The sequence below is a fragment of the Acinetobacter sp. 129952 genome (assembly GCF_056642055.1).
In genome coordinates, this window is the sequence record NZ_JBWVSU010000001.1 from 115217 (window position 1) to 135235 (window position 20019).

Here is a 20019-nt window from a genome sequence, read left to right on the forward strand (position 1 = left end):
GGATCCTACAATGTTTGAGAAGATTTTAATTGCCAACCGTGGTGAAATTGCCTGCCGTGTGATTCGTACAGCGAAGAAATTAGGAATTGCCACCGTTGCCGTCTACTCCGATGCCGATGCTCAGGCACAGCATGTGAAACTAGCTGATGAAGCGATCTATATTGGTGAATCGCCAGCAGCACAAAGCTATTTACAGATTGACCGTATTATTCAGGCGGTAAAAACGACTGGTGCCCAGGCGATTCATCCGGGTTATGGTTTCCTGTCCGAAAATGACCAGTTTGCCCTGGCCTGTCAGGACAATAATATTGTATTTATTGGCCCGCCAGTCGATGCCATTCTGGCAATGGGTCTTAAAGCCACCTCTAAAGCATTGATGGAAAAAGCCGGTGTGCCTTTAACACCCGGCTATCATGGTACCAATCAGGATGCAGATTTCCTGAAACAGCAGGCAGACAGTATCGGCTATCCGGTACTGATCAAGGCCAGTGCTGGCGGTGGCGGTAAAGGCATGCGTCTGGTGGAACGCAGTGAAGATTTCCTGAGTTCACTCGCTTCTTGTAAAAGTGAAGCACGCTCTAGTTTTGGTAATGAAGACGTTCTGATTGAACGCTATGTAATTCAGCCACGTCATATTGAAGTACAGGTTTTTGGCGATACTCACGGCAATTATGTACATCTGTTCGAACGTGATTGCTCGGTACAGCGCCGTCACCAGAAAGTGCTGGAAGAAGCACCAGCCCCAAAAATGCCGGAAGACAAACTGGAGGCGATGCGTCAGGCGGCAATCGATGCTGCGCGTGCAGTGAACTATGTCGGTGCCGGTACAGTCGAGTTTATCGTGGAGCAAGACGGCACAGCTTATTTCATGGAAATGAACACCCGCCTGCAGGTTGAACATCCAGTGACGGAAATGATTACCGGACAGGATCTGGTGGAATGGCAACTGCGCGTGGCCTTTGGTGAACCTTTACCGAAGCAGCAGCATGAATTGCAGATTCATGGACATGCACTCGAAGCCCGTGTTTATGCCGAAGAACCGGAAAAAGGTTTTATCCCGGCGATCGGTCAGATCAGCTACCTGCATTATCCGGAGCAAAGTGACTGTGTACGTGTCGATAGCGGTATTGTCGAAGGCGACGAGATCAGCACTTATTATGATCCGATGATTGCCAAACTGATTGTCTGGGGTAAAAATCGTGAAGCAGCCCTAACCCAGATGCACCATGCGCTGGGTCAGTTCCATGTCGATGGTCTGGGTAACAATATTGCTTTTCTAGATCGCCTGGTGCTGTGTGACTCGTTTAAAAATGCACATTTAGATACTGGCCTGATTCAGCGTGAAGAAGAATTTCTGCTCAAACCTTCTGCGGATATCAGTGTCGAACTGATAGTTAGTGCCGCACTGATTGAACTTCTGTCACATCAGGCACAGAATCCCGTTCCAAGCAACCCGGTATGGCAGCAGCAAGCATTCTGGCGCTTAAACCAACAGAATAGTCATACAGTGCAATTACAACGCAATGGCATCAACCTGAAAATTCAGTTCCGCACTCAGGATCAAGGTTTTGTTGCCAGCTATAACGGTCAGCAGATTGAGATTCAAGGAAAACTCGTCGATGCCCATACTTTGGCGTTACAACTGGCGGGCAAACAGCAAAAACTGGCTTTTAGCCAGACTGAGCAAGGCATTACCCTGTTCCAGAATGGTCAAGGTTATAAGTTTAATTACCTGAAGTCTGATTTTAATAATCAGGATGAACAAGGCACGGAAAATAATCTGATCGCGCCAATGCCAGGTGTCATTACCCAAGTGCTCGTGGCAGCCAATGACAAAGTCAAAAAAGATGATGTACTGATGACGCTGGAAGCCATGAAGATCGAATATTCAATTCGTGCACCGCATGACGGCATCATCGCAAGCTCATATTTCCAGAAGGGTGATCAGGTTAAAGCCGGTGATGAACTGGTCGAGTTCCAGCCGCTGGCGGAGGAAGTGGCATGACGGATTTTGTCAAAATCGTAGAAGTCGGGCCACGCGATGGCCTGCAAAATGAAAAAACACCTTTGACATTGGATGACCGGAAAAACCTGATTTTGGACCTGATGAAAACCGGTCTACAGTCCATCGAAGTCGGCTCCTGCGTTTCAGCCAAATGGGTACCGCAAATGGCAGACAGTGATGTGCTCTTTGCCAGCCTACCCCAAGATCCGAATATTCAGTTCAGTCTGCTGACCCCAAATCTGAAAGGTTTTGAATCGGCACTGGCTGTGGGTTGCAAAGAAGTCGCGGTATTTACCGCTGCTTCTGAAAGCTTTACCCGCAAAAACATCAACTGCTCGATTGATGAAAGTTTTGAGAAGTTTGCCGATGTGATGTCAGCCGCCAAAGCCAATGACATCAAGGTACGGGGTTATGTCTCCTGTATGGTGGACTGTCCTTATGAAGGTGCGATTGATCCCAAGCAGGTGGTGAAAGTCACGCAGCGTTTGCTGGAGATGGGCTGCTATGAAGTGTCGTTGGGTGAAACCATTGGCACGGCCACCCCAGACCGGGTTAAATACGTCTGGGAAGCTTGTTTGGCTGAACTTGATGCCAAAGTGCTGGCCGGTCATTTCCATAATACCTACGGCATGGCGATTGCCAATATTTATCAGTCACTGTTGCAAGGCATTCGGGTCTTTGACTCCTCCATTGCTGGACTGGGTGGCTGTCCTTATGCCCAAGGTGCATCTGGCAATGTCTCGACCGAAGACCTGTATTACCTGCTCTCGAATATGGGCTTTGAAACCGGTATTCAGCTGGATGCCCTGATGCAGGCCAGTCGTAATATCAGTGAAGTCTTGCAGCGCAATAATCCATCCAATTATGCCAATGCCTACTGGCAAAAAGCCTGTGCTTAACAATAATCATGCTTGAGCAAAATAAACTTAAGCAACCCATAAGGATATAAACAGCAGATTTAAGTCTGCTGTAATAACAATAGAGGTGACAAGATGTCAAACAAGGTTTATGACAGCGCTCAATCCGCCTTAAAGGATGTGGTGCAAGATGGTCATACTCTGGCTGTCGGTGGTTTCGGCCTATGTGGTATTCCAGAAGCTTTGATCACGGCCCTAAAAGAAACAGGTGCCAAAAATCTGACCTGTATTTCCAATAATGCCGGTGTAGACGGCTTCGGTCTGGGGCTTTTACTGGAAACAAAACAGATTAAAAAAATGATCTCCTCTTATGTCGGTGAAAACAAGGAATTCGAACGTCAATATTTAAATGGCGAACTGGAAGTTGAGCTGACCCCACAGGGTACACTGGCAGAAAAATTACGTGCTGGCGGTGCCGGTATTCCGGCTTTTTATACGGCGACGGGTGTCGGAACCGTGATCGCTGAAGGTAAGGATGTCCGTGAATTTAATGGCAAGTCTTACATTCTGGAAGAATCTTTAACAGCTGATGTTGCTCTGGTTAAAGCCTATAAGGCCGATAAAGCCGGCAACCTGATTTTCCGTAAAACCGCCCAGAACTTTAATCCGGTCTGTGCCATGGCCGGCAAAATTACCATTGCTGAAGTCGAAGAGATTGTCGAAATTGGCGTGCTGGATCCGGACGAAATCCATCTTCCGGGAATTTATGTGAACCGGATAGTCCTGAATGCTCAACCGGAAAAACGTATTGAACAGATGACTTTAAAGGCGGAGGCTTGATCATGGCTTGGACACGTAATGAAATGGCGCAGCGCGCGGCACAAGAGCTTGAAGATGGTTTCTACGTCAATCTAGGGATTGGCCTGCCGACGCTAGTCGCGAACTATATTCCGGAAAATATCAATGTCTGGCTGCAGTCGGAAAATGGCCTGCTGGGGATTGGCGAATTTCCAACTGCAGAAACTGTCGATGCCGACCTGATCAATGCCGGTAAACAGACGGTCACTGCACGAAAAGGTGCTTCATTTTTCTCAAGTGCCGACTCCTTTGCCATGATCCGTGGATGTCATGTCAATATTGCCATTCTGGGTGCTATGGAAGTTTCAGAAACTGGTGATCTGGCCAACTGGATGATTCCAGGCAAAAAGGTCAAAGGCATGGGCGGTGCCATGGATCTGGTCGCGGGTGTACAAAAGGTCGTGGTCTTGATGGAACACTGCGCCAAAGATGGTACACCTAAGATAGTTCCAGAATGTAGTCTGCCGCTGACCGGCCAGGCTGTGGTGAACCGGATTATTACCGATCTCGGTGTACTGGATGTTAGTCCTGATGGAATTCGACTGGTTGAACTGGCACCAGAGGTAAGTTTTGAAGAGATTCAAAAAGTCACGGGGGTAGCGCTACTACGTAACGCTGCCTGATCCAGCCAGCCCTTAAGAATGAAGCATCTTAAGGGCTTTTTTATATATAGCTGTTTCATTTCAAAATAATAATCGCAGAATAAATGGATTTTAATCATGCAAACTCAACAAAATATTTTGCAGCGCTTCGCCTTGCGCGTCAGCGACTGGTCTGAAAAATGGTTCCCTGATTCTTATATTTTTGCCCTGCTTGGCGTCATCATTGTGGCGATTGCCGCCATCGGAATTGGTGCACCCGCACAGGATGTCGCGATTTCCTTTGGAGACGGCTTCTGGAGCCTGATTCCCTTTACCTTGCAGATGTGCATGCTGATCGTGGTCGGTTATGTGGTTTCCGTATCTAAGCCTGTCCAGCTTCTGATCCAGAAAATGGCGCGCCTGCCACATTCCGGTCGTGGTGCGATTGTCCTGGTCGCCACGGTCAGCCTGTTAATTTCTCTGATTAATTGGGCCATGAGTACTGTACTGACTGCACTCCTAGTGATTACACTGGCACAGCGTAAAGAGCTTAACATGGATTACCGCGCTGCTGCGGCTGCCGCGATTATCGGGATGGGTGCGACCTGGGCACTGGGCATCAGTTCTTCAGCTGCACAGTTACAGGCCAATAAAAGCAGTCTGCCTGAACCGATTTATAATCTGACGGGCGTGATTCCATTCACCGAAACCATTTTCCTGCCGCAATCCATGATCATGACGGCGGTACTGATTGTAGCTTCAATTGCGATTGCTTACTGGTCAGCACCTAAAGGGTCTGACATTAAAACCATTGAGCACTTCCCGATTCAGATTGAAGAAGAAAAACCGGAAGTATCTGCCGAAAAAAGACCGGGGGATTGGCTGGAAAATTCACCCATTTTAAGCATTCTGATTGTGATTCTGGGCGCAGTCTGGATGTTTAACGAATTTTCCAAAAGCAATCCGATTCTGGCCATTTCCAGCTTAAATACCTATAACTTTATCTTCCTGATTTTGGGCGTGGCCTTACACGGTACACCGCGAAATTTCCTGAATGCGGTATCCAAAGCCGTACCCGCCATTTCTGGGGTACTGATCCAGTTTCCGCTGTATGGCAGTATTGCCTTTATGATGACCAATGCGCTGAACTCAGCCGATCTGTCGCTGTCACATTATATTGCCGAGTTTTTCGTTTCGATTGCCTCGCAGGAAACCTTTGCCATTGTGATGGGCTTATACTCGGCGATTCTGGGTTTCTTTATTCCTTCTGGTGGAGGCAAATGGATTATCGAAGCACCCTATGTGATGCAGGCTGCGCATGACCTGAAAGTACATCTGGGCTGGTCAGTGCAGATTTATAATGCTGCCGAAGCCTTGCCTAATCTGATTAACCCTTTCTTTATGCTACCAATGCTGGGCATTTTAAAATTAAAAGCCAAAGATGTGATTGGATTTACGGTTACCCAGCTGATTTTCCATCTGCCTTTGGTACTGTTCCTGCTCTGGTTCCTGGGCCGAACCCTGACCTATAGCCCGCCAGTATTTTCTTAATTTAAGACAATAAAAAAGGACGAAAATTCGTCCTTTTTATATACGCCGCTCTCTTAATTTTCCGTCTTCTCAACCACGCCTTCATCATCTACTTCACGCACAATTCCTGTTTCGGTATTCACGACTTCAAAGGTCACGCGACGGTTCTGAAACTGCCCGGCAGGTGTCGCATTGGGTTCAACCGGCTGATCCTCTCCCATTCCAACTGCGTGTAATTGTGCAGGGTCAACGCCTTTTTGCACGAGATAACTGGTAATCGCTTGAGCACGCTGTACGGACAGCACCTTATTCTCTGCTTCGCTGCCTTGAGCATCAGCATGTCCTGTGACTTTCAGAATCACATGAGGCGCGCGTTGTAATAATGCAGCAGCTTGATCCAGCACCAGTTTATTGACTTCCGGAACTTCAGTCGATGCCGTATCAAAATTAATAATCTGTAAATTCAGTGCAGTCGCCACATCCAGTGCTTTAACATTATCAGTCTTGATACTGGCCAAGGCTTGTTCTGCTTCGCTATTGGCAGTATTAATCACGTCACTTCTATTGAGCGGCTGCTGGGTCACCACTGTGACATTTTTGGCCAGACTACGAATTTGTGCTGCCAGACGCTCAGCCTCTGCATTGGTTGCTGCACGTACCGAAACCTGATTGCCAATCCAGTCCAGTGACACATTTGGCATCCCCTGAAGCGCTTTCAATACTGATGGAATGGTATCCTGATCAATAAATTCTGAATGATAAACCTCACTGCTAAGCGCGCCACAACCAATATTATAATTAAAGATCTGTTTGATCTCATTTTGTAGAATTTCCATATACTGCGGATTATTCAGCTGTAATTGGCAACTGACAATTTCGCCATTACTGCCGGTACTTAATCGCAAGGATGCAGGCTGAGCTACTGCAACTTCGCTCGTTGCCTGGGTATTTGAATCTTCAACCTCATCCTGCATACAGCTACGAACCAAAAACAGGATCAAACCCGCCAGGATCAAAAAAATAATAAACGGCCATAAAAAGCCGGTTCTTCTCTCTTCCTGAACAATGATGGTCTGCTCCGCCAATACAGGTTCCTGATTTAAATTTTGCCCTGCCAAGGGTGAAACTCCAAGTGCTGCCAGAATAGGGCCAGCCCAAACGGGTAATGCGCGCTGAATCGAATCGGCGTGGGTTTCCAGCAAATGACTAATGGCTTCCGGAGTTGAAGCGCCCGCTTCGGTCTGCAAAAAATTCATGGTCGGCACAATTGACCGGTTCAAGGTATGTTCTATTTCGTCTTGCGGCGCGCTCTGATCAAGTTGATCCAGAAACTGCTGCTTGAGTGCCGGGTTTGCATTGAATAATTCATGAATTTTTGGATTAAGTTGCTGACCAAGATTCTCGATCCAGGCGGGACGTGAACGCAATATACTTAAAAATATGGGATAGAATTGAGCCAAAGCTTGATCTTTGGCAAATAAATGCTCGGTTTCACCTTGAAGCACAATCGCCGTAACATCGCTTTTTAAGCGTTCTATAAAGTCTATATTCATAATCGTCACCATTCTTTTGATTTTTCTAATGTTTAATATTTAATCAGTGTAACGATCCCCATTTTTTTAAAATGTAAATAATTGTATGAATATCATAAAGTTTCACTATTTTTATTGAGTACTCATTTTACCAACACAAAATTTAAAAAATAAAAAAAGCCAGCCGAAGCTGACTTTTATAAAATTGGGATCACTTAAGCAGCAAAAGTTTGAACCACTTTACCCAGCACTTTTTGATTAATTAACGGGGTATTTTTACCTTGTGACACGATACTTTCTTTATTCAGGGTCCATTCCAGTTCCGGATCTAGCAACACCCAGCCTGATTCATTTATCCATCGATCTGCCATTTGTGCAACACGTGCCGGAGCTAAGGTCACTTTTTCCACCCATTCCAGTGGAGTCAACAACCCCTCACGAATCAGTTGCAGACCAAAAGGCACATAGGTATCAAAAGCAGTGAAACCTGGCTGCGTTTCAGCAAACGGCGCCATTTTCGCAGAGCTGCTTAGCGGTTCATGATGAGTACAAATCGCATCAATCACACCTGATTTTACACCCTGACGCAGTAATTCTTTGTCCTGTTCAGAACGAAGCGGTGGACGCACATGTGCAAGAGAGTTAAATCCATCAATCAAATGATCAGTTAAATGTAACTGATGCATGGCCACATCACAGGTCACCGGTAAGCCTTTTTCCTTGGCAATACGGATCAATTCCACCGAAGCACCACAAGACAACAGACCAAAGTGTGCTCGTACTTTGGTTGATTCAATCATCAACAGATATTTGGCAATCGCCACGGTTTCAGCCAGTGCCGGAATCATCGGCAAGCCCTGACGTGATGCAATAAACCCTTCATGCACACAGCCGTCTTTGGCAATTTGTGGTTCTTCTGCATAGAACACCACCGTCAAGTCTAAACCTGCAGCATATTCAAGTGTACGTAATACCACATCATCATTGGCAAACGGCGCACTGGCATTGGAAACCGCAGTACAACCGCCCTTTTTCAAGCCCGCCATATTTGCCGGTTGTTGACCATTTAAGCCTTGGGTTTGCGCACCAATCACTTGAAGATAGATCCCACCATCCAGCATGGCTTTTTCAACCAGACCGTGAATCAGCGCACCATTGTCTTGAACAATCGGTTTTGAATCGGGTGGCGTAAACACGTGCAAAATGCCATTTTCACGAGCCGCTTTCCCTTCAGACTTAAGCGTACCGTGTTGCTGTTGACCCGGTTCACGTAAACGCGCACACAGGTCAACCATGGTTGGCATCAACCATTTGCCTTGACCATCAATCGTTTCAAAGACGTCTGCTGTTTCTGCAACGAATTTTCCATTTTCCAGATACACAGTCTGGATAGAATTAGTGTTTTGGATCGGATCAAGAACACGGACATTTTCAATTTTTACAATAGTCATGACTTCTTCCTTAACCCGCAATCGCTTCAATCAAACCTTGTTCTTGTAACTGGCCTTGCATCGATAAAGCCAAAACCGCCATACGCACTGCAATGCCATTGGTCACCTGCTTTAAAATCACAGATTGCGGACCATCCGCAATACTTGAATCAATTTCCACACCACGGTTCATTGGTCCCGGATGCATCACGATACAATCCGGTTTGGCCATGGCCAGACGTTCTTTATTCAAGCCATACATTTTATAGAACTCTGCTTGCGAGGCCAGTGCCGGAGAATCAATACGCTCGTTTTGAATACGTAAGGTAATGATCACGTCGCAGTCTTTGATGCCGTCTTCCATATTGTTAAAGAGACAAACACCATCGCCATATTCTTCAAAGCCCAATGGCAGCAAGGTATTCGGTGCAATCACCCGGATATCCTGACAGCCTAAAGTTTGCAAGGCGGCTACATCTGAACGCGCGACACGTGAATGCTTGATATCGCCAATAATGGCAATCGACATTTCTTCGAATTTTTTATTGGTTTCGCGGCGAATGGTCAGCATGTCCAGCATCGCTTGAGTCGGATGCGCATGACGGCCATCACCGGCATTAATAATTGCCACCGTTGGGCAGACATCTTTGGCAATAAAATGCGCTGCCCCTGAAGATGAATGACGTACCACAAAAATATCGGCCGCCATGGCTTCCAGATTCCATAACGTGTCACGCAGGGTTTCACCTTTGGAAGTACTCGAACGGGCAATATCAATATTGAGAACGTTGGCAGAAAGGCGCTTGGCAGCGGCTTCAAAGGTGGTGCGGGTACGGGTAGAATTTTCGAAGAACAGGTTCATCACCGTTTTACCTTCGAGCAAATTATTGGTGATCAGCTGATTTTGGTCATTAAAAAAGGACTGCGCAGTGTCCAATATTTTTGTCAGGGTTTCTTTAGAAAGACCTTCGATGGTCAAGAAGTGTTTTAGATTACCTTCTTTATTGAGTTGAATCTGGCTCGGTGTATGCAATGCCGCCAAGTGCATGAGAGATTCCTTATGCGTTAAGTCAACATATTATACAGAGATTGGCGAATTTTTATAGTTGGCCACGCTGCTACTTGTACAAAAAGCATCTGAACACTAAAAATAGAAAATCAGATTCCTTTGTATTTTTTCAATAAGATAATTTAACCCGATTTGCATCTTGCTGATTTTAAGTACAAAACTAACGGGCGCTTCAGTTTGGAGCATTCACACCCATTTCAGGTTTAACGCAGTGCACCAATATACCGATGTGACACCTGTGCACGATAGATATCGTCTTCATCCGGTTCGACCGAGATCAGCCCTTCCTGCGGGATCGGATGTGCGGATTCTGTTTGTGAGTCTGGTGCTGTTTCCGAAATCTCCAGTACCATTTTCAGGCGCTGGATCAGATGATTCAAATCTGAATCCTGGGTTTGCTCTGCCAGTTGAATCACATGCCGGGCATAATCCAGGTTCTCTGCCAGATAAAGTGCATCAATTACCCGACCGGAAACACGTCGTAAACGTGCATAAATTAAAGTGGCCACTGAAAAAGCGTCATGGTTGCGTAACTGATTCTCTAACATCTTAACCCCCATTATAAAATTGAAAAATCAGGCAGCCATCGCTACCCATCGACTGACCGCCTGATTTGCCATGTATAGAGCAAAATGCGTACCAGTTCCTCATTTTATAGTGTGAATATTATTTTTCTCTAGCACATGCCACGGCCTTTCAGAGAATTTCAAAAGCTTTCAATATAAAAATACGGTAAACTTAGCGCAGTTTTTTATTTATCTTTTTTGGTCTCTCTATTATATGAATACCTCTCCACGTTTAAGCAATTATTGGGTCACCTGTGCCGATGGTCTGGAAACCTTATTAGAAGAAGAAATACAAGGCTTAGGTGTTCAGAATATTGAGCGTTTTCCAGGCCGTTTAACCTTTAAAGGTACACTGAAAAATGCTTATCGTATCTGCATGTGGTCACGTCTGGCGTCACGTGTCTTGATGCCGATCCACACGCATGAAATTGAATTTTCTCATGATGCCCGTGATGTTGCAGAAGAACTATATGAAGGTGCTCTCAGCTTTGACTGGTCGCTGATTTTTGCACCACAAAGCACCTTTGCGATTCGTTTGCATGTCGAACGTGATATCAAGGTCAATACCCAGTTTGCGACTTTACGTGCCAAAGATGGTGTCGTAGATTCCTTTATGGAAGCCGTAGGCAAACGTCCAAGCATTGATACCAAACAGCCTGAAATTACCATGTATATTCTGGCAGGCAAGAAAGAACATACTTACTGCCTGGACCTGTCTGGCGACTCTTTGCATAAACGCGGTTATCGCCGCTTTATGACTGACGCCCCGATCAAGGAAAACCTGGCTGCTGCGATTCTGCAAAAAGGCCAGCTTAAACAGATTAATCCGGACATCATTGTCGATCCAATGTGTGGTTCAGGAACATTCATTATTGAATCACTGATGATCCTGACCGACCGTGCGCCTGGCCTGGTACGCCGTTTCGGTTTTAATGGCTGGAATGGTCATGACCATGAACTCTGGATGAGCATCAAGGCAGAAGCTGCTGAACGCCACCAAGCCGCAATGGAAAATCCATTACCGCAATTCTATGCCTTCGATGCAGACTGGGAAGCTGTGAAAGCCACCAGACAAAATATTATCGCGGCGGGTTTTGAATCCGCACTCGACAATATCATGATCGAAGAACGGACTTTAAATGACTGGCCTGATTTCCATGCAGAAGGCAAGAAAGTATTCTTCGTGACCAACCCGCCTTATGGCGAACGTCTCGGTGATAAAGCCCAGAACCGTTCTTTATACCTCGGTTTATCAGCTTTATTGCAAAAGAATTTCCCAAATCAAAAAGCGGCTGTGATTGCCTCACAAGTGGAACAGGCCGATGTGCTTGCATTCAATGATCCGCAAATCCTGCGTTTGATGAATGGTAAATTGCCGATCTATATCCGCTTCGGTACGGTTAAACCGGCCGCAGTGGTACGTCCATTCCTAGAAAGCTGGCAGCCTCAGCAGTTTGAACCGATTGAAGGTGCGATGGAGTTTGCCAACCGTCTGACCAAAAATATGCAAGCTCTAAAAAAATGGGCAGTCAAGGAACAGATCTATTGTTTACGTCTCTATGATGCAGATTTACCTGATTTTAACGTCGCAGTAGATCTGTATGGCGAGCGTTTGCATGTACAAGAATATGCGCCACCTAAAACTATTGATCCGGAAAAAGCCAAAAAACGTTTCAACCTGGCCTTACAGGCCATTCGTGCCGTGACCGGTTTGGGCCGTGATGCGATCTTTATCAAGACCCGTGCACGTCAGGAAGGTAAAAACCAGTACACCAAACAAAGTACAGCATCCAAGCGTTTTATCGTTCAGGAAGGTCAAGCCAAGATTCTGGTCAACCTGACCGATTATCTGGATACCGGTCTGTTTCTGGATCACCGTCAAATGCGTTTACGTATTGCACGTGAAGCAAAAGGCAAACACTTCCTGAACCTGTACAGCTATACCTCAACGGCAAGTTTACATGCTGCTTTGGGTGGTGCTGCAAGTACAACCAGCGTCGATCTGTCGAATACTTATTTGAACTGGTCTAAAGAAAATTTTGTTCTGAACGGCTTGACCGTGGATCATGCGGATGAACAGCATCAGTTCTTTGCCTCTGACTGTTTCGAATGGCTAAAAGAAGGTCATGAGCAATATGAGCTGATCTTTATCGACCCACCAACCTTCTCAAACTCGAAGAAATTCTACGGGACCTTTGACGTACAGCGCGACCATTTGTCCCTGTTAAAACGTGCGATGAACCGCTTAACCACTGATGGTACCTTGTATTTCTCAAATAACTATCGTGGTTTTGAGATGGATGAAGAAATTCTGGCCTTCTTTGATGTTGAAGAAATTACCCAGGAAACCATTGGACCTGACTTCAAGCGGAATCAAAAGATTCACCGTGCCTGGAAAATCCGTCATCCGCAAGTGTAATTTGATGATGAATTAACTGTCTTTATCACGATTGATATCTTCTTTATTTTTCCTGAGGTGAGTTTTAAGCAATGCTTTAAAGCTCGCCGCAACAAGAATACAAAAGTGTTGTGATGCCCGAAGTTAAAAATAAGATTAAAAAAACCCAGCCTAGGCTGGGTTTTTGTTGCAAGGAGAACCGGTTTAGTTAAGTTTCATTTTTTCGAAGATTAACTCACCTGCTTCAGCTTTTACCAGAATGGTATCGCCCGGCTGGAAGTCTCCTGCAAGAATTTTCTGAGCCAGTCCATTTTCAATACGCTGCTGGATTGCACGTTTCAGTGGACGTGCACCATACAGCGGATCAAAGCCAGCATCGATTAACTGATCGAAGGCAGTATCGTCTACCGACAAGCGCATATCGCGTTCTGCCAGACGTTGACGTAAACGGTTCAACTGGATATCGGCAATACCGCGAATCTGGTCTTTTTCCAGCGCATGGAACACTACCAGCTCATCAATACGGTTAATAAATTCTGGACGGAAATGTTCCGATACCGCATTCATCACCACCGTACGGACTTCTTCTTTAGTGGCATTACCGCCCAATTCACGTACATCCTGCGAACCCAGGTTCGAAGTCATGACGATCACAGAGTTTTTAAAGTCCACTACCCGGCCTTGCGAGTCAGTTAAACGGCCATCATCCAGTACCTGTAGCAAGATGTTAAATACGTCCGGATGCGCTTTTTCGACTTCATCAAACAAGATCACACTATACGGTTTACGACGTACGGCTTCAGTAAGCACCCCACCTTCTTCATAACCGACATAGCCCGGAGGCGCACCGACCAAACGGCTCACCGAATGTTTTTCCATAAATTCCGACATATCGATACGCACCATGGCATCGTCGTTGTCAAACAGGAAGTTCGCTAAGGCTTTGGTCAATTCTGTTTTACCCACACCCGTTGGCCCCAGGAACAGGAATGATCCACTTGGACGGTTCGGATCTGACAGACCGGCACGTGAACGGCGCACCGCATTAGACACCGCAACTACGGCTTCATCTTGCCCTACCACACGGTTATGCAGAAATTCTTCCATATGTAGAAGTTTGTCACGCTCGCCTTGCAGCATTTTCGCCACAGGAATTCCTGTGGCTGCACTGACCACTTCTGCGATTTCATTGTCGGTGACTTTGTTACGCAGCAATTTTGGCGTTGCACTTTCATCGGCTTTTTCAGCCAGTTCAAGCTGCTTTTGCAACTCTGGTATCACGCCATATTGCAAACGCGCGGCCTCGCCCAGATCACCTTCACGTTGCGCTTTTTCAAGTGCTGTACGTGCCTGATCCAGTTTGATCTGTACGTCTTTATTGCCTTCGACCAGCGCTTTATCTGCACGCCAGACTTCTTCCAGGTCATGATACTCTTTTTCAACTGTGGCGATCTGATCGGACAAGTATTGAATCTCAGCTTTGGCACCTGAGTCTTCATCTTTTTTCACCGCTTCCAGCTGCATTTTTAACTGAATCAGACGGCGTTCCAGTTTATCTAAAGCTTCTGGCTTAGAATCGAGTTCCATTTTGATGCGCGATGCTGCTTCATCAATCAGGTCAATGGCTTTATCCGGCAACTGACGGTCGGTGATATAACGGTGTGACATTTTCGCAGCAGCAATAATCGCGGAATCCAGAATCTGTACCCCGTGATGGGTCGCATAGCGATCTTTCAGACCACGCAGAATCGCAATGGTATCTTCCACGCTTGGCTCATCGACAAGCACTTTCTGGAAACGACGTTCCAGCGCTGCATCTTTTTCAATATACTGACGATATTCATCCAGTGTGGTCGCACCGACGCAGCGCAGCTCGCCACGGGCCAGCGCAGGTTTCAGCATGTTACCGGCATCCATCGCGCCATCACCTTTACCGGCACCCACCAAGGTATGCAACTCGTCGATAAACAGGATGATTTCGCCTTCATGTTTGGCAATATCTTTCAGAACGGCTTTTAAGCGTTCTTCAAACTCACCACGGTATTTGGCACCGGCCAGCAAAGAACCCAGATCAAGTGATAAAACACGTTTACCTTTGAGTCCTTCAGGCACTTCACCATTGATAATCCGCTGCGCCAGACCTTCGACGATTGCAGTTTTACCGACCCCTGGCTCACCGATGAGTACCGGGTTATTTTTGGTACGGCGTGATAAGACCTGAATGGTACGGCGGATTTCATCATCACGGCCAATCACAGGATCAAGCTTGCCTGCCAACGCACGTTCAGTTAAATCAATGGTGTACTTATTCAGTGAATCACGCTGATCTTCATGATTATTGCTCATGACTTTTTCATCGCCTCGAAATTGATTAATCACTTGGCCTAAAGTCTCTGCCTTTACGCCAATACTATTTAATAAGGTTTTGGTATTTCCGGTTTCTGCCAGCGCCAACAGCACCCAATCCGTAGATAAAAACTCATCTCCGGCTTTTTGCGCAAAGCTGTCTGCCAGATGCAATACTTTTGCCGCTTCAGGACTGAGGTTGATATCTGCTGATGGATTGGTCAGGGTTGCCGCATTGCTCAATGCTGTTTGCAGCTTGGTTTGTAGCTCACGCAGATTAGCACCGGCCTGTTGCAGCAGGCTGACATTGGATGCTTCGTCCATCAAGGTGGCCAAGATGTGAATTCCATCAATCGAAGTATGGTCCTTGCTCATGGCCAACGATTGCGCATCGGAAAGGGTTTGCTGCAGGCGATTGGTAAATTTTTCAAAACGCATTCTTGTTATTCCTCACAACAAATTTTCTACTTGATGGATATATGGGTACGCTTGATAAAATTTCAAATCATTTTTATATATTTTTCAAAAACTTAATTTATATTAGAAGACAGATATCAGTAATAATATTGGTATATATAAAGCAGATTTCAAGAGCGCCAAATAGAATTTTTATCTGCTTGTTCAGATGACCTGTATTGAATTTCCTTTCTGATCAATGAAGACGACTTAAATGTGTCGCATCCGTTCCAGAACATCGATTACTTGGCTGAATCCTTGCGGCGTTTGGATCAGCCTACGTGGTAACTGATCATCTAGAGAGCGATTGGGTGAATTGATAAAAAGGCGCATTACTTCAAAATCGCCACCAGCAAGCTTAAACAATTGCTGATAATAAAGCGAGTGCCTGTTTTCCTTCACTCGTATGCGGAGCTAAATCATCCATTTGCACAAGCGATAATACCTCTTGCTCCGGGACGCCGAGAATGGCAGCAAGTTCCGATTGCGTAAGCTGTAATTGCTCGGCTATTCGACTCGTGGCTTTCACTAATACTGTAGTTGGTAATGTCGTGGCTTCTGGATTCATTTTTTAAAGCTCATCTTCTTATGTTCATTTGATTATGCCGTTTTTAATTTCTGACATCTAGGTTGTGTGGACTCAACTTTGTTAATTCTTAAAATAAAAACACCCTCATAGGAGGGTGCATTTCAATCAGCACAAAGTTAAGGTGCAGGGTTCGGCTGCTGACGGTGAATATCTTCAATAGCTTTAAGAATTTCTTCTGATAGATCGATTTCAAATGCCTGAATATTTTCTTTCAGCTGATCCAGATTGGTCGCACCGATAATGGTACTGGTCACAAAGAACTGCTGCTTGATAAAGGCCAAAGCCAATTGGGTAAGACTTAAGCCATGCTGTTCTGCCAGCTGGGCATATTGCTCGGTTGCCCATTCACTTTGCGGATTGCTATAGCGGCTAAAGCGGGAGAATAGCGTTACACGTGCATTGGCAGGACGCGCACCATGACGGAATTTACTGGTCAGATAACCAAATGCCAAAGGTGAATACGCCAACAAACCTACATTTTCATATCGGGCAATTTCTGACATGCCAATTTCATAAGTACGGTTCAGCAGGTTATATGGGTTTTGTACACTGACAAATTTGGACAAACCTAATTTCTCTGCGAGGTGCAGAAATTTCATCGTGCCCCACGGGGTTTCATTGGAAAGACCAATATAACGGATACGGCCTTTTTTAATTTCATCCTGCAAGGCAGTCAGGGTTTCTTCCAGATCCGTTACGGCACGGTCTTCTGCCGCTTCAGCATTGCCATAACCCAACTTGCCAAAGAAATTGGTTGGGCGTTGCGGCCAGTGTAACTGATACAGATCAATATAATCCGTTTGTAGGCGTGACAATGACTGGTCAATGGCTGCTGAAATTTCATCGGCAACGAAACGGGTTTGACCATCCCGGATATGGCTACCACCTTGCGATGGTCCGGCAATTTTTGAGGCTAAAAAGAGTTTGTCACGGCCACCACGTGCAGCGATCCAGTTCCCGATAATACGCTCGGTAGCACCTTGCGTTTCAGGTTTTGGCGGTACCGGGTACATTTCCGCAGTATCCCAGAAATACAGTCCCTGATCTAAAGCATAATCCAGTTGCTGAAAAGCCTGTTCTTGCGTGTTCTGCTCACCAAAGGTCATGGTGCCCAAACAAATTTCTGGCAAAAGAATGCCGGTATCCGCCAACGGTCTGAATTGCATAAAAACATCCTGTGAATTTTATTCAGTGAATTGAGATCAAGTGGGCTATAGCCTATCGGAATTATAAGGGGAGCTTAAATCATCTTTTCTGAGAAGCTTGTTCTAAATTTTTATGTATTAAGTAATGACGCATAAAAAAGCAAATCCGAAGATTTGCTTTTTAATATCTGGATTATTCGTCTATGGCACCATCTGCCACTGCTTCAGACGCTTCTTCTAGTGAAGCATCAAAGATCAGGATGGCTTTACCATCGGTTTCGATCATGCCCTGCTCTTCTAGCGTTTTCAGTACGCGACCCACCATTTCACGGGAACAGCCAACAATACGGCCAATTTCCTGACGGGTAATACGAATCTGACGGCCATTCGGCAAAATCATCGCTTCTGGCTGTGAAGACAGGTCGATCAGGCAACGTGCAATCCGGCCTGAAACATCAATAAATGCCAGATCAGTGACTTTACGTGTGGTATTTTTCAAACGACGTACTAATTGAGCAAATACCGCATAGCTCAGATCAGGATATTGCTTGCTGATTTCGTGAAAGTTTTCATAGGTAATTTCGGCAATTTCACACACATCACGCGTACGAACTTCCGCAGTACGTTGTGGATTAACCTCGAATAGACCCATTTCCCCAAAGAAGTCACCCGCATTTAAATAAGCCACGACAATTTCACGATCATCATCTTCACGAAGAATGATAGATACAGACCCCTTCAGAATTAAATATAAAGATTTAGATTCTGATCCTGCATCAATGATCGTGGTACGTTTTGGATAACGATTAATATATGCACGTTTTAACAGTGCTTTCACGGATTCTGGTAATTGCCCCGGAGAAAGCGCATCAGTGCTTAATTGTGAAAAGTTTGAAGTCATGCTAACAGTTCCGATTATGGATAATTTATAGATCGCACAAGACCTAATGTGAACTTGTCACACAGTGGGATTGAAATTCCGTATCAACCCAATTTATGTTAGTGTACAGTTACTTGACAAATTTATAGCTTTTTTTAGGTAGTTGCAATGCAAACAAGCGTTCATTGGTTAGAGAATGTTGCTTTTGAAGCAAAAACTCAAAGTGGTCATAGCCTTATCATGGATGGTTCAGCTGAATACGGTGGTGAAAACCGTGGTCCCCGTCCTATGGAACTGCTTTTAACGGGTCTGGGCGGTTGTGCGTCTTTTGATATTGTTACCATTTTAAAGAAGGCTCGTCAGGATATTACCGATGTACGCTGCGAATTAAAGGCTGAACGTGCAGATACAATTCCGGCAGTATTCACGAAAATTCACTTGCATTTTGTAGTGACCGGCAAAGCGATTAAAGAGAAACAGGTCGCAAAAGCCGTAGAACTTTCTGCTGAAAAATATTGCTCTGCCAGCAAAATGCTGTCTGATGGCGGTGTTGAAATCACCCATGATTATGAAATAATCGAAGCAGAATAAAATCTAGATTCTGTAAAAAAAGCGGCTGGAAAAGCTGCTTTTTTTGTATCAGAAAATTGCCTTTTCTCAGAACCGCTGAACTGAATACTGATTGCCATCTTCAAAGCTCAAGATATTTTCTGGAAATCTTAAGGCGCCGAGTCGATGTCTGAACGCGACACCCTGTTGACGATCGAGATAGCGTTTACCCACTGAATAATCCACACAAAATACGTTTTGTTGCTGTCCATACCATTGCAGTGCATCGATCGATTTGAGTAAACCGGTTTTTTCTTCAGTAGATTTAAAGTTCCGCCAATAATGTCCAGTAATGACTGGAATTTGGTCGGTATAGCTGTCCCACCATGGCACGCGGTCGATCATCCGCCACCTTCCACCGGCATAAATCGGTTCTAAGGCGATTTTTTCCGCACCAGAAGTAATGACCCGAATCGGATTGTGCATTTGCTCACGTAGCTCTTTTTCTGCGAGATGTTGCAATAAAGGTAAAGTTGCAGCTGGGTCTTTGAACTGGTGTTGGTATTGTTGCTGTTCATTCTGTATTAATTCATTAATACCTAAGGCTTGCAGATCCAGCGCTGTATGCTGAGCAAAATTAGCATAGGCTTCACCAAGTGAAGTAAAACCAGAATTGCGTAATTGATCAATTGATCCTTGATGCCAACAGGCATGCACAACACGCAGCTGCTCCGACTCCAAGGCCAACGATAAGCTATTTAAAAAACCCAGAATCCATTGTCGATCTTTGACTGAGGCTTGGATCGAATCAAAAGGTTTCAGATCATCCTGATGCGGTGAACCAAAAAACCAGCCATTGCCTTCCCGCAAAGTATCGGTCAACAGGTTCAATTCATGATTACCCATCACACATTGTGCATAGCCTTCATCTACCAGCTGTTTGACGCGTTTGATCACCGCAATACTGTCTTGCCCCCGGTCACATAGATCATCGACAAAAATTAGTTTGCGCTGTTCTGGATGATGACCATTCCGGTCATAACTTAATACCTGGATCAGTTGTTCCAGCGCGGCAATCTCACCATGAATATCCCCTACGATATCCACGGGACCAGTGAAAGCCTGCTGTATAAATGAGTACTTCATTTATGCATCCTGAATTAAGTCTAAAACAGAATATATCCCTAATAAGTATCCTTTAAATTTATGAAGATCTAAATACAGAATG

17 protein-coding genes are annotated in these 20019 nt (G+C 45.4%); 7 read left to right on the top strand and 10 right to left on the bottom strand.

Annotated features, from left to right (window positions below; all coding sequences use genetic code 11):
* The first annotated feature begins 10 nt into the window (after positions 1-10).
* From AC1IR0_RS00595 to AC1IR0_RS00615, 5 genes are all read left to right on the top strand, one after another.
* Positions 11-2005, top strand: coding sequence for an acetyl/propionyl/methylcrotonyl-CoA carboxylase subunit alpha (locus AC1IR0_RS00595; RefSeq protein WP_409652912.1), 1995 nt, complete (start codon positions 11-13; stop codon positions 2003-2005).
* A complete protein-coding gene (locus AC1IR0_RS00600) occupies positions 2002-2904 on the top strand; it encodes a hydroxymethylglutaryl-CoA lyase (protein WP_180180414.1) in 903 nt (300 codons plus the stop codon). The genes AC1IR0_RS00595 and AC1IR0_RS00600 overlap by 4 nt, the downstream gene beginning before the upstream one ends.
* Positions 2905-2997: 93 nt before the next feature.
* Entirely contained in the window at positions 2998-3702 is a 705-nt protein-coding gene (locus tag AC1IR0_RS00605) for a CoA transferase subunit A (protein WP_004729993.1), read from the top strand.
* Positions 3703-3704: 2 nt separating this feature from the next.
* Entirely contained in the window at positions 3705-4343 is a 639-nt protein-coding gene (locus tag AC1IR0_RS00610; RefSeq protein ID WP_409652909.1) for a CoA transferase subunit B, read from the top strand.
* A gap of 96 nt (positions 4344-4439) precedes the next feature.
* The gene (locus tag AC1IR0_RS00615; RefSeq protein ID WP_409652907.1) at positions 4440-5852 is read left to right on the top strand and encodes a short-chain fatty acid transporter; all 1413 of its coding nucleotides are present in this window, start codon (positions 4440-4442) and stop codon (positions 5850-5852) included.
* A gap of 53 nt (positions 5853-5905) precedes the next feature.
* Here AC1IR0_RS00615 and AC1IR0_RS00620 read toward each other — a convergent pair whose 3' ends face one another.
* From AC1IR0_RS00620 to AC1IR0_RS00635, 4 genes are all read right to left on the bottom strand, one after another.
* Entirely contained in the window at positions 5906-7396 is a 1491-nt protein-coding gene (locus AC1IR0_RS00620; RefSeq protein ID WP_409652905.1) for an OmpA family protein, read from the bottom strand.
* A gap of 182 nt (positions 7397-7578) precedes the next feature.
* Positions 7579-8814 carry a dihydroorotase gene (locus tag AC1IR0_RS00625; protein ID WP_312326319.1) on the bottom strand — a complete coding sequence of 412 codons (1236 nt, stop codon included), beginning with the start codon at positions 8812-8814 and terminating at the stop codon, positions 7579-7581.
* 10 nt (positions 8815-8824) lie between these two features.
* Positions 8825-9841, bottom strand: a complete 1017-nt coding sequence (locus AC1IR0_RS00630) for an aspartate carbamoyltransferase catalytic subunit (protein WP_409652903.1) — start codon at positions 9839-9841, stop codon at positions 8825-8827.
* Positions 9842-10065: 224 nt separating this feature from the next.
* Positions 10066-10410, bottom strand: coding sequence for a hypothetical protein (locus AC1IR0_RS00635; protein ID WP_409652901.1), 345 nt, complete (start codon positions 10408-10410; stop codon positions 10066-10068).
* 232 nt (positions 10411-10642) lie between these two features.
* On the opposite strand from AC1IR0_RS00635, the gene rlmKL reads away from it, so the two are divergent.
* Positions 10643-12847 carry a bifunctional 23S rRNA (guanine(2069)-N(7))-methyltransferase RlmK/23S rRNA (guanine(2445)-N(2))-methyltransferase RlmL gene (gene rlmKL / locus AC1IR0_RS00640; RefSeq protein WP_479741094.1) on the top strand — a complete coding sequence of 735 codons (2205 nt, stop codon included), beginning with the start codon at positions 10643-10645 and terminating at the stop codon, positions 12845-12847.
* Positions 12848-13030: 183 nt separating this feature from the next.
* Here the strand turns inward: rlmKL and clpB are convergent, their stop codons facing one another.
* The 5 genes from clpB to crp form a co-directional block, all read right to left on the bottom strand.
* On the bottom strand, positions 13031-15610 hold the full coding sequence (gene clpB / locus AC1IR0_RS00645) for an ATP-dependent chaperone ClpB (protein ID WP_409652897.1): 2580 nt from the start codon (positions 15608-15610) through the stop codon (positions 13031-13033).
* A gap of 228 nt (positions 15611-15838) precedes the next feature.
* On the bottom strand, positions 15839-15961 hold the full coding sequence (locus tag AC1IR0_RS00650; protein WP_243474838.1) for an MbcA/ParS/Xre antitoxin family protein: 123 nt from the start codon (positions 15959-15961) through the stop codon (positions 15839-15841).
* A 25-nt stretch (positions 15962-15986) separates the two neighbouring features.
* Entirely contained in the window at positions 15987-16196 is a 210-nt protein-coding gene (locus tag AC1IR0_RS00655) for an antitoxin Xre-like helix-turn-helix domain-containing protein (protein ID WP_005107328.1), read from the bottom strand.
* A 137-nt stretch (positions 16197-16333) separates the two neighbouring features.
* Positions 16334-17383 (bottom strand): NADP(H)-dependent aldo-keto reductase, encoded by a 1050-nt coding sequence (locus tag AC1IR0_RS00660; protein ID WP_114541778.1) that lies wholly within the window; start codon positions 17381-17383, stop codon positions 16334-16336.
* 172 nt (positions 17384-17555) lie between these two features.
* Complete coding sequence (gene crp / locus AC1IR0_RS00665; RefSeq protein ID WP_004280141.1) at positions 17556-18263, bottom strand: cAMP-activated global transcriptional regulator CRP; 708 nt, start codon at positions 18261-18263, stop codon at positions 17556-17558.
* Positions 18264-18410: 147 nt separating this feature from the next.
* Between crp and AC1IR0_RS00670 the strand changes: the two genes are divergently transcribed.
* The gene (locus AC1IR0_RS00670; protein WP_004280142.1) at positions 18411-18833 is read left to right on the top strand and encodes an OsmC family protein; all 423 of its coding nucleotides are present in this window, start codon (positions 18411-18413) and stop codon (positions 18831-18833) included.
* A gap of 66 nt (positions 18834-18899) precedes the next feature.
* On the opposite strand, the gene AC1IR0_RS00675 is transcribed toward AC1IR0_RS00670, so the two are convergent.
* Positions 18900-19937: a metallophosphoesterase gene (locus AC1IR0_RS00675; protein ID WP_409652893.1), complete on the bottom strand. Its 1038-nt coding sequence runs from the start codon at positions 19935-19937 to the stop codon at positions 18900-18902.
* Positions 19938-20019 lie beyond the last annotated feature (82 nt).

Coding starts and splice junctions, on each gene's coding strand:
- crp (WP_004280141.1), bottom strand. CDS start 18,263: ATGACTTCAAACTTTTCACAATTAAGCACTGATGCGCTTTCTCCGGGG.
- AC1IR0_RS00610 (WP_409652909.1), top strand. CDS start 3,705: ATGGCTTGGACACGTAATGAAATGGCGCAGCGCGCGGCACAAGAGCTT.
- AC1IR0_RS00635 (WP_409652901.1), bottom strand. CDS start 10,410: ATGTTAGAGAATCAGTTACGCAACCATGACGCTTTTTCAGTGGCCACT.
- AC1IR0_RS00595 (WP_409652912.1), top strand. CDS start 11: ATGTTTGAGAAGATTTTAATTGCCAACCGTGGTGAAATTGCCTGCCGT.
- AC1IR0_RS00655 (WP_005107328.1), bottom strand. CDS start 16,196: ATGAATCCAGAAGCCACGACATTACCAACTACAGTATTAGTGAAAGCC.
- AC1IR0_RS00650 (WP_243474838.1), bottom strand. CDS start 15,961: ATGCGCCTTTTTATCAATTCACCCAATCGCTCTCTAGATGATCAGTTA.
- AC1IR0_RS00620 (WP_409652905.1), bottom strand. CDS start 7,396: ATGGTGACGATTATGAATATAGACTTTATAGAACGCTTAAAAAGCGAT.
- rlmKL (WP_479741094.1), top strand. CDS start 10,643: ATGAATACCTCTCCACGTTTAAGCAATTATTGGGTCACCTGTGCCGAT.
- AC1IR0_RS00600 (WP_180180414.1), top strand. CDS start 2,002: ATGACGGATTTTGTCAAAATCGTAGAAGTCGGGCCACGCGATGGCCTG.
- AC1IR0_RS00630 (WP_409652903.1), bottom strand. CDS start 9,841: ATGCACTTGGCGGCATTGCATACACCGAGCCAGATTCAACTCAATAAA.
- AC1IR0_RS00675 (WP_409652893.1), bottom strand. CDS start 19,937: ATGAAGTACTCATTTATACAGCAGGCTTTCACTGGTCCCGTGGATATC.
- AC1IR0_RS00615 (WP_409652907.1), top strand. CDS start 4,440: ATGCAAACTCAACAAAATATTTTGCAGCGCTTCGCCTTGCGCGTCAGC.
- AC1IR0_RS00670 (WP_004280142.1), top strand. CDS start 18,411: ATGCAAACAAGCGTTCATTGGTTAGAGAATGTTGCTTTTGAAGCAAAA.
- AC1IR0_RS00605 (WP_004729993.1), top strand. CDS start 2,998: ATGTCAAACAAGGTTTATGACAGCGCTCAATCCGCCTTAAAGGATGTG.
- AC1IR0_RS00660 (WP_114541778.1), bottom strand. CDS start 17,383: ATGCAATTCAGACCGTTGGCGGATACCGGCATTCTTTTGCCAGAAATT.
- clpB (WP_409652897.1), bottom strand. CDS start 15,610: ATGCGTTTTGAAAAATTTACCAATCGCCTGCAGCAAACCCTTTCCGAT.
- AC1IR0_RS00625 (WP_312326319.1), bottom strand. CDS start 8,814: ATGACTATTGTAAAAATTGAAAATGTCCGTGTTCTTGATCCGATCCAA.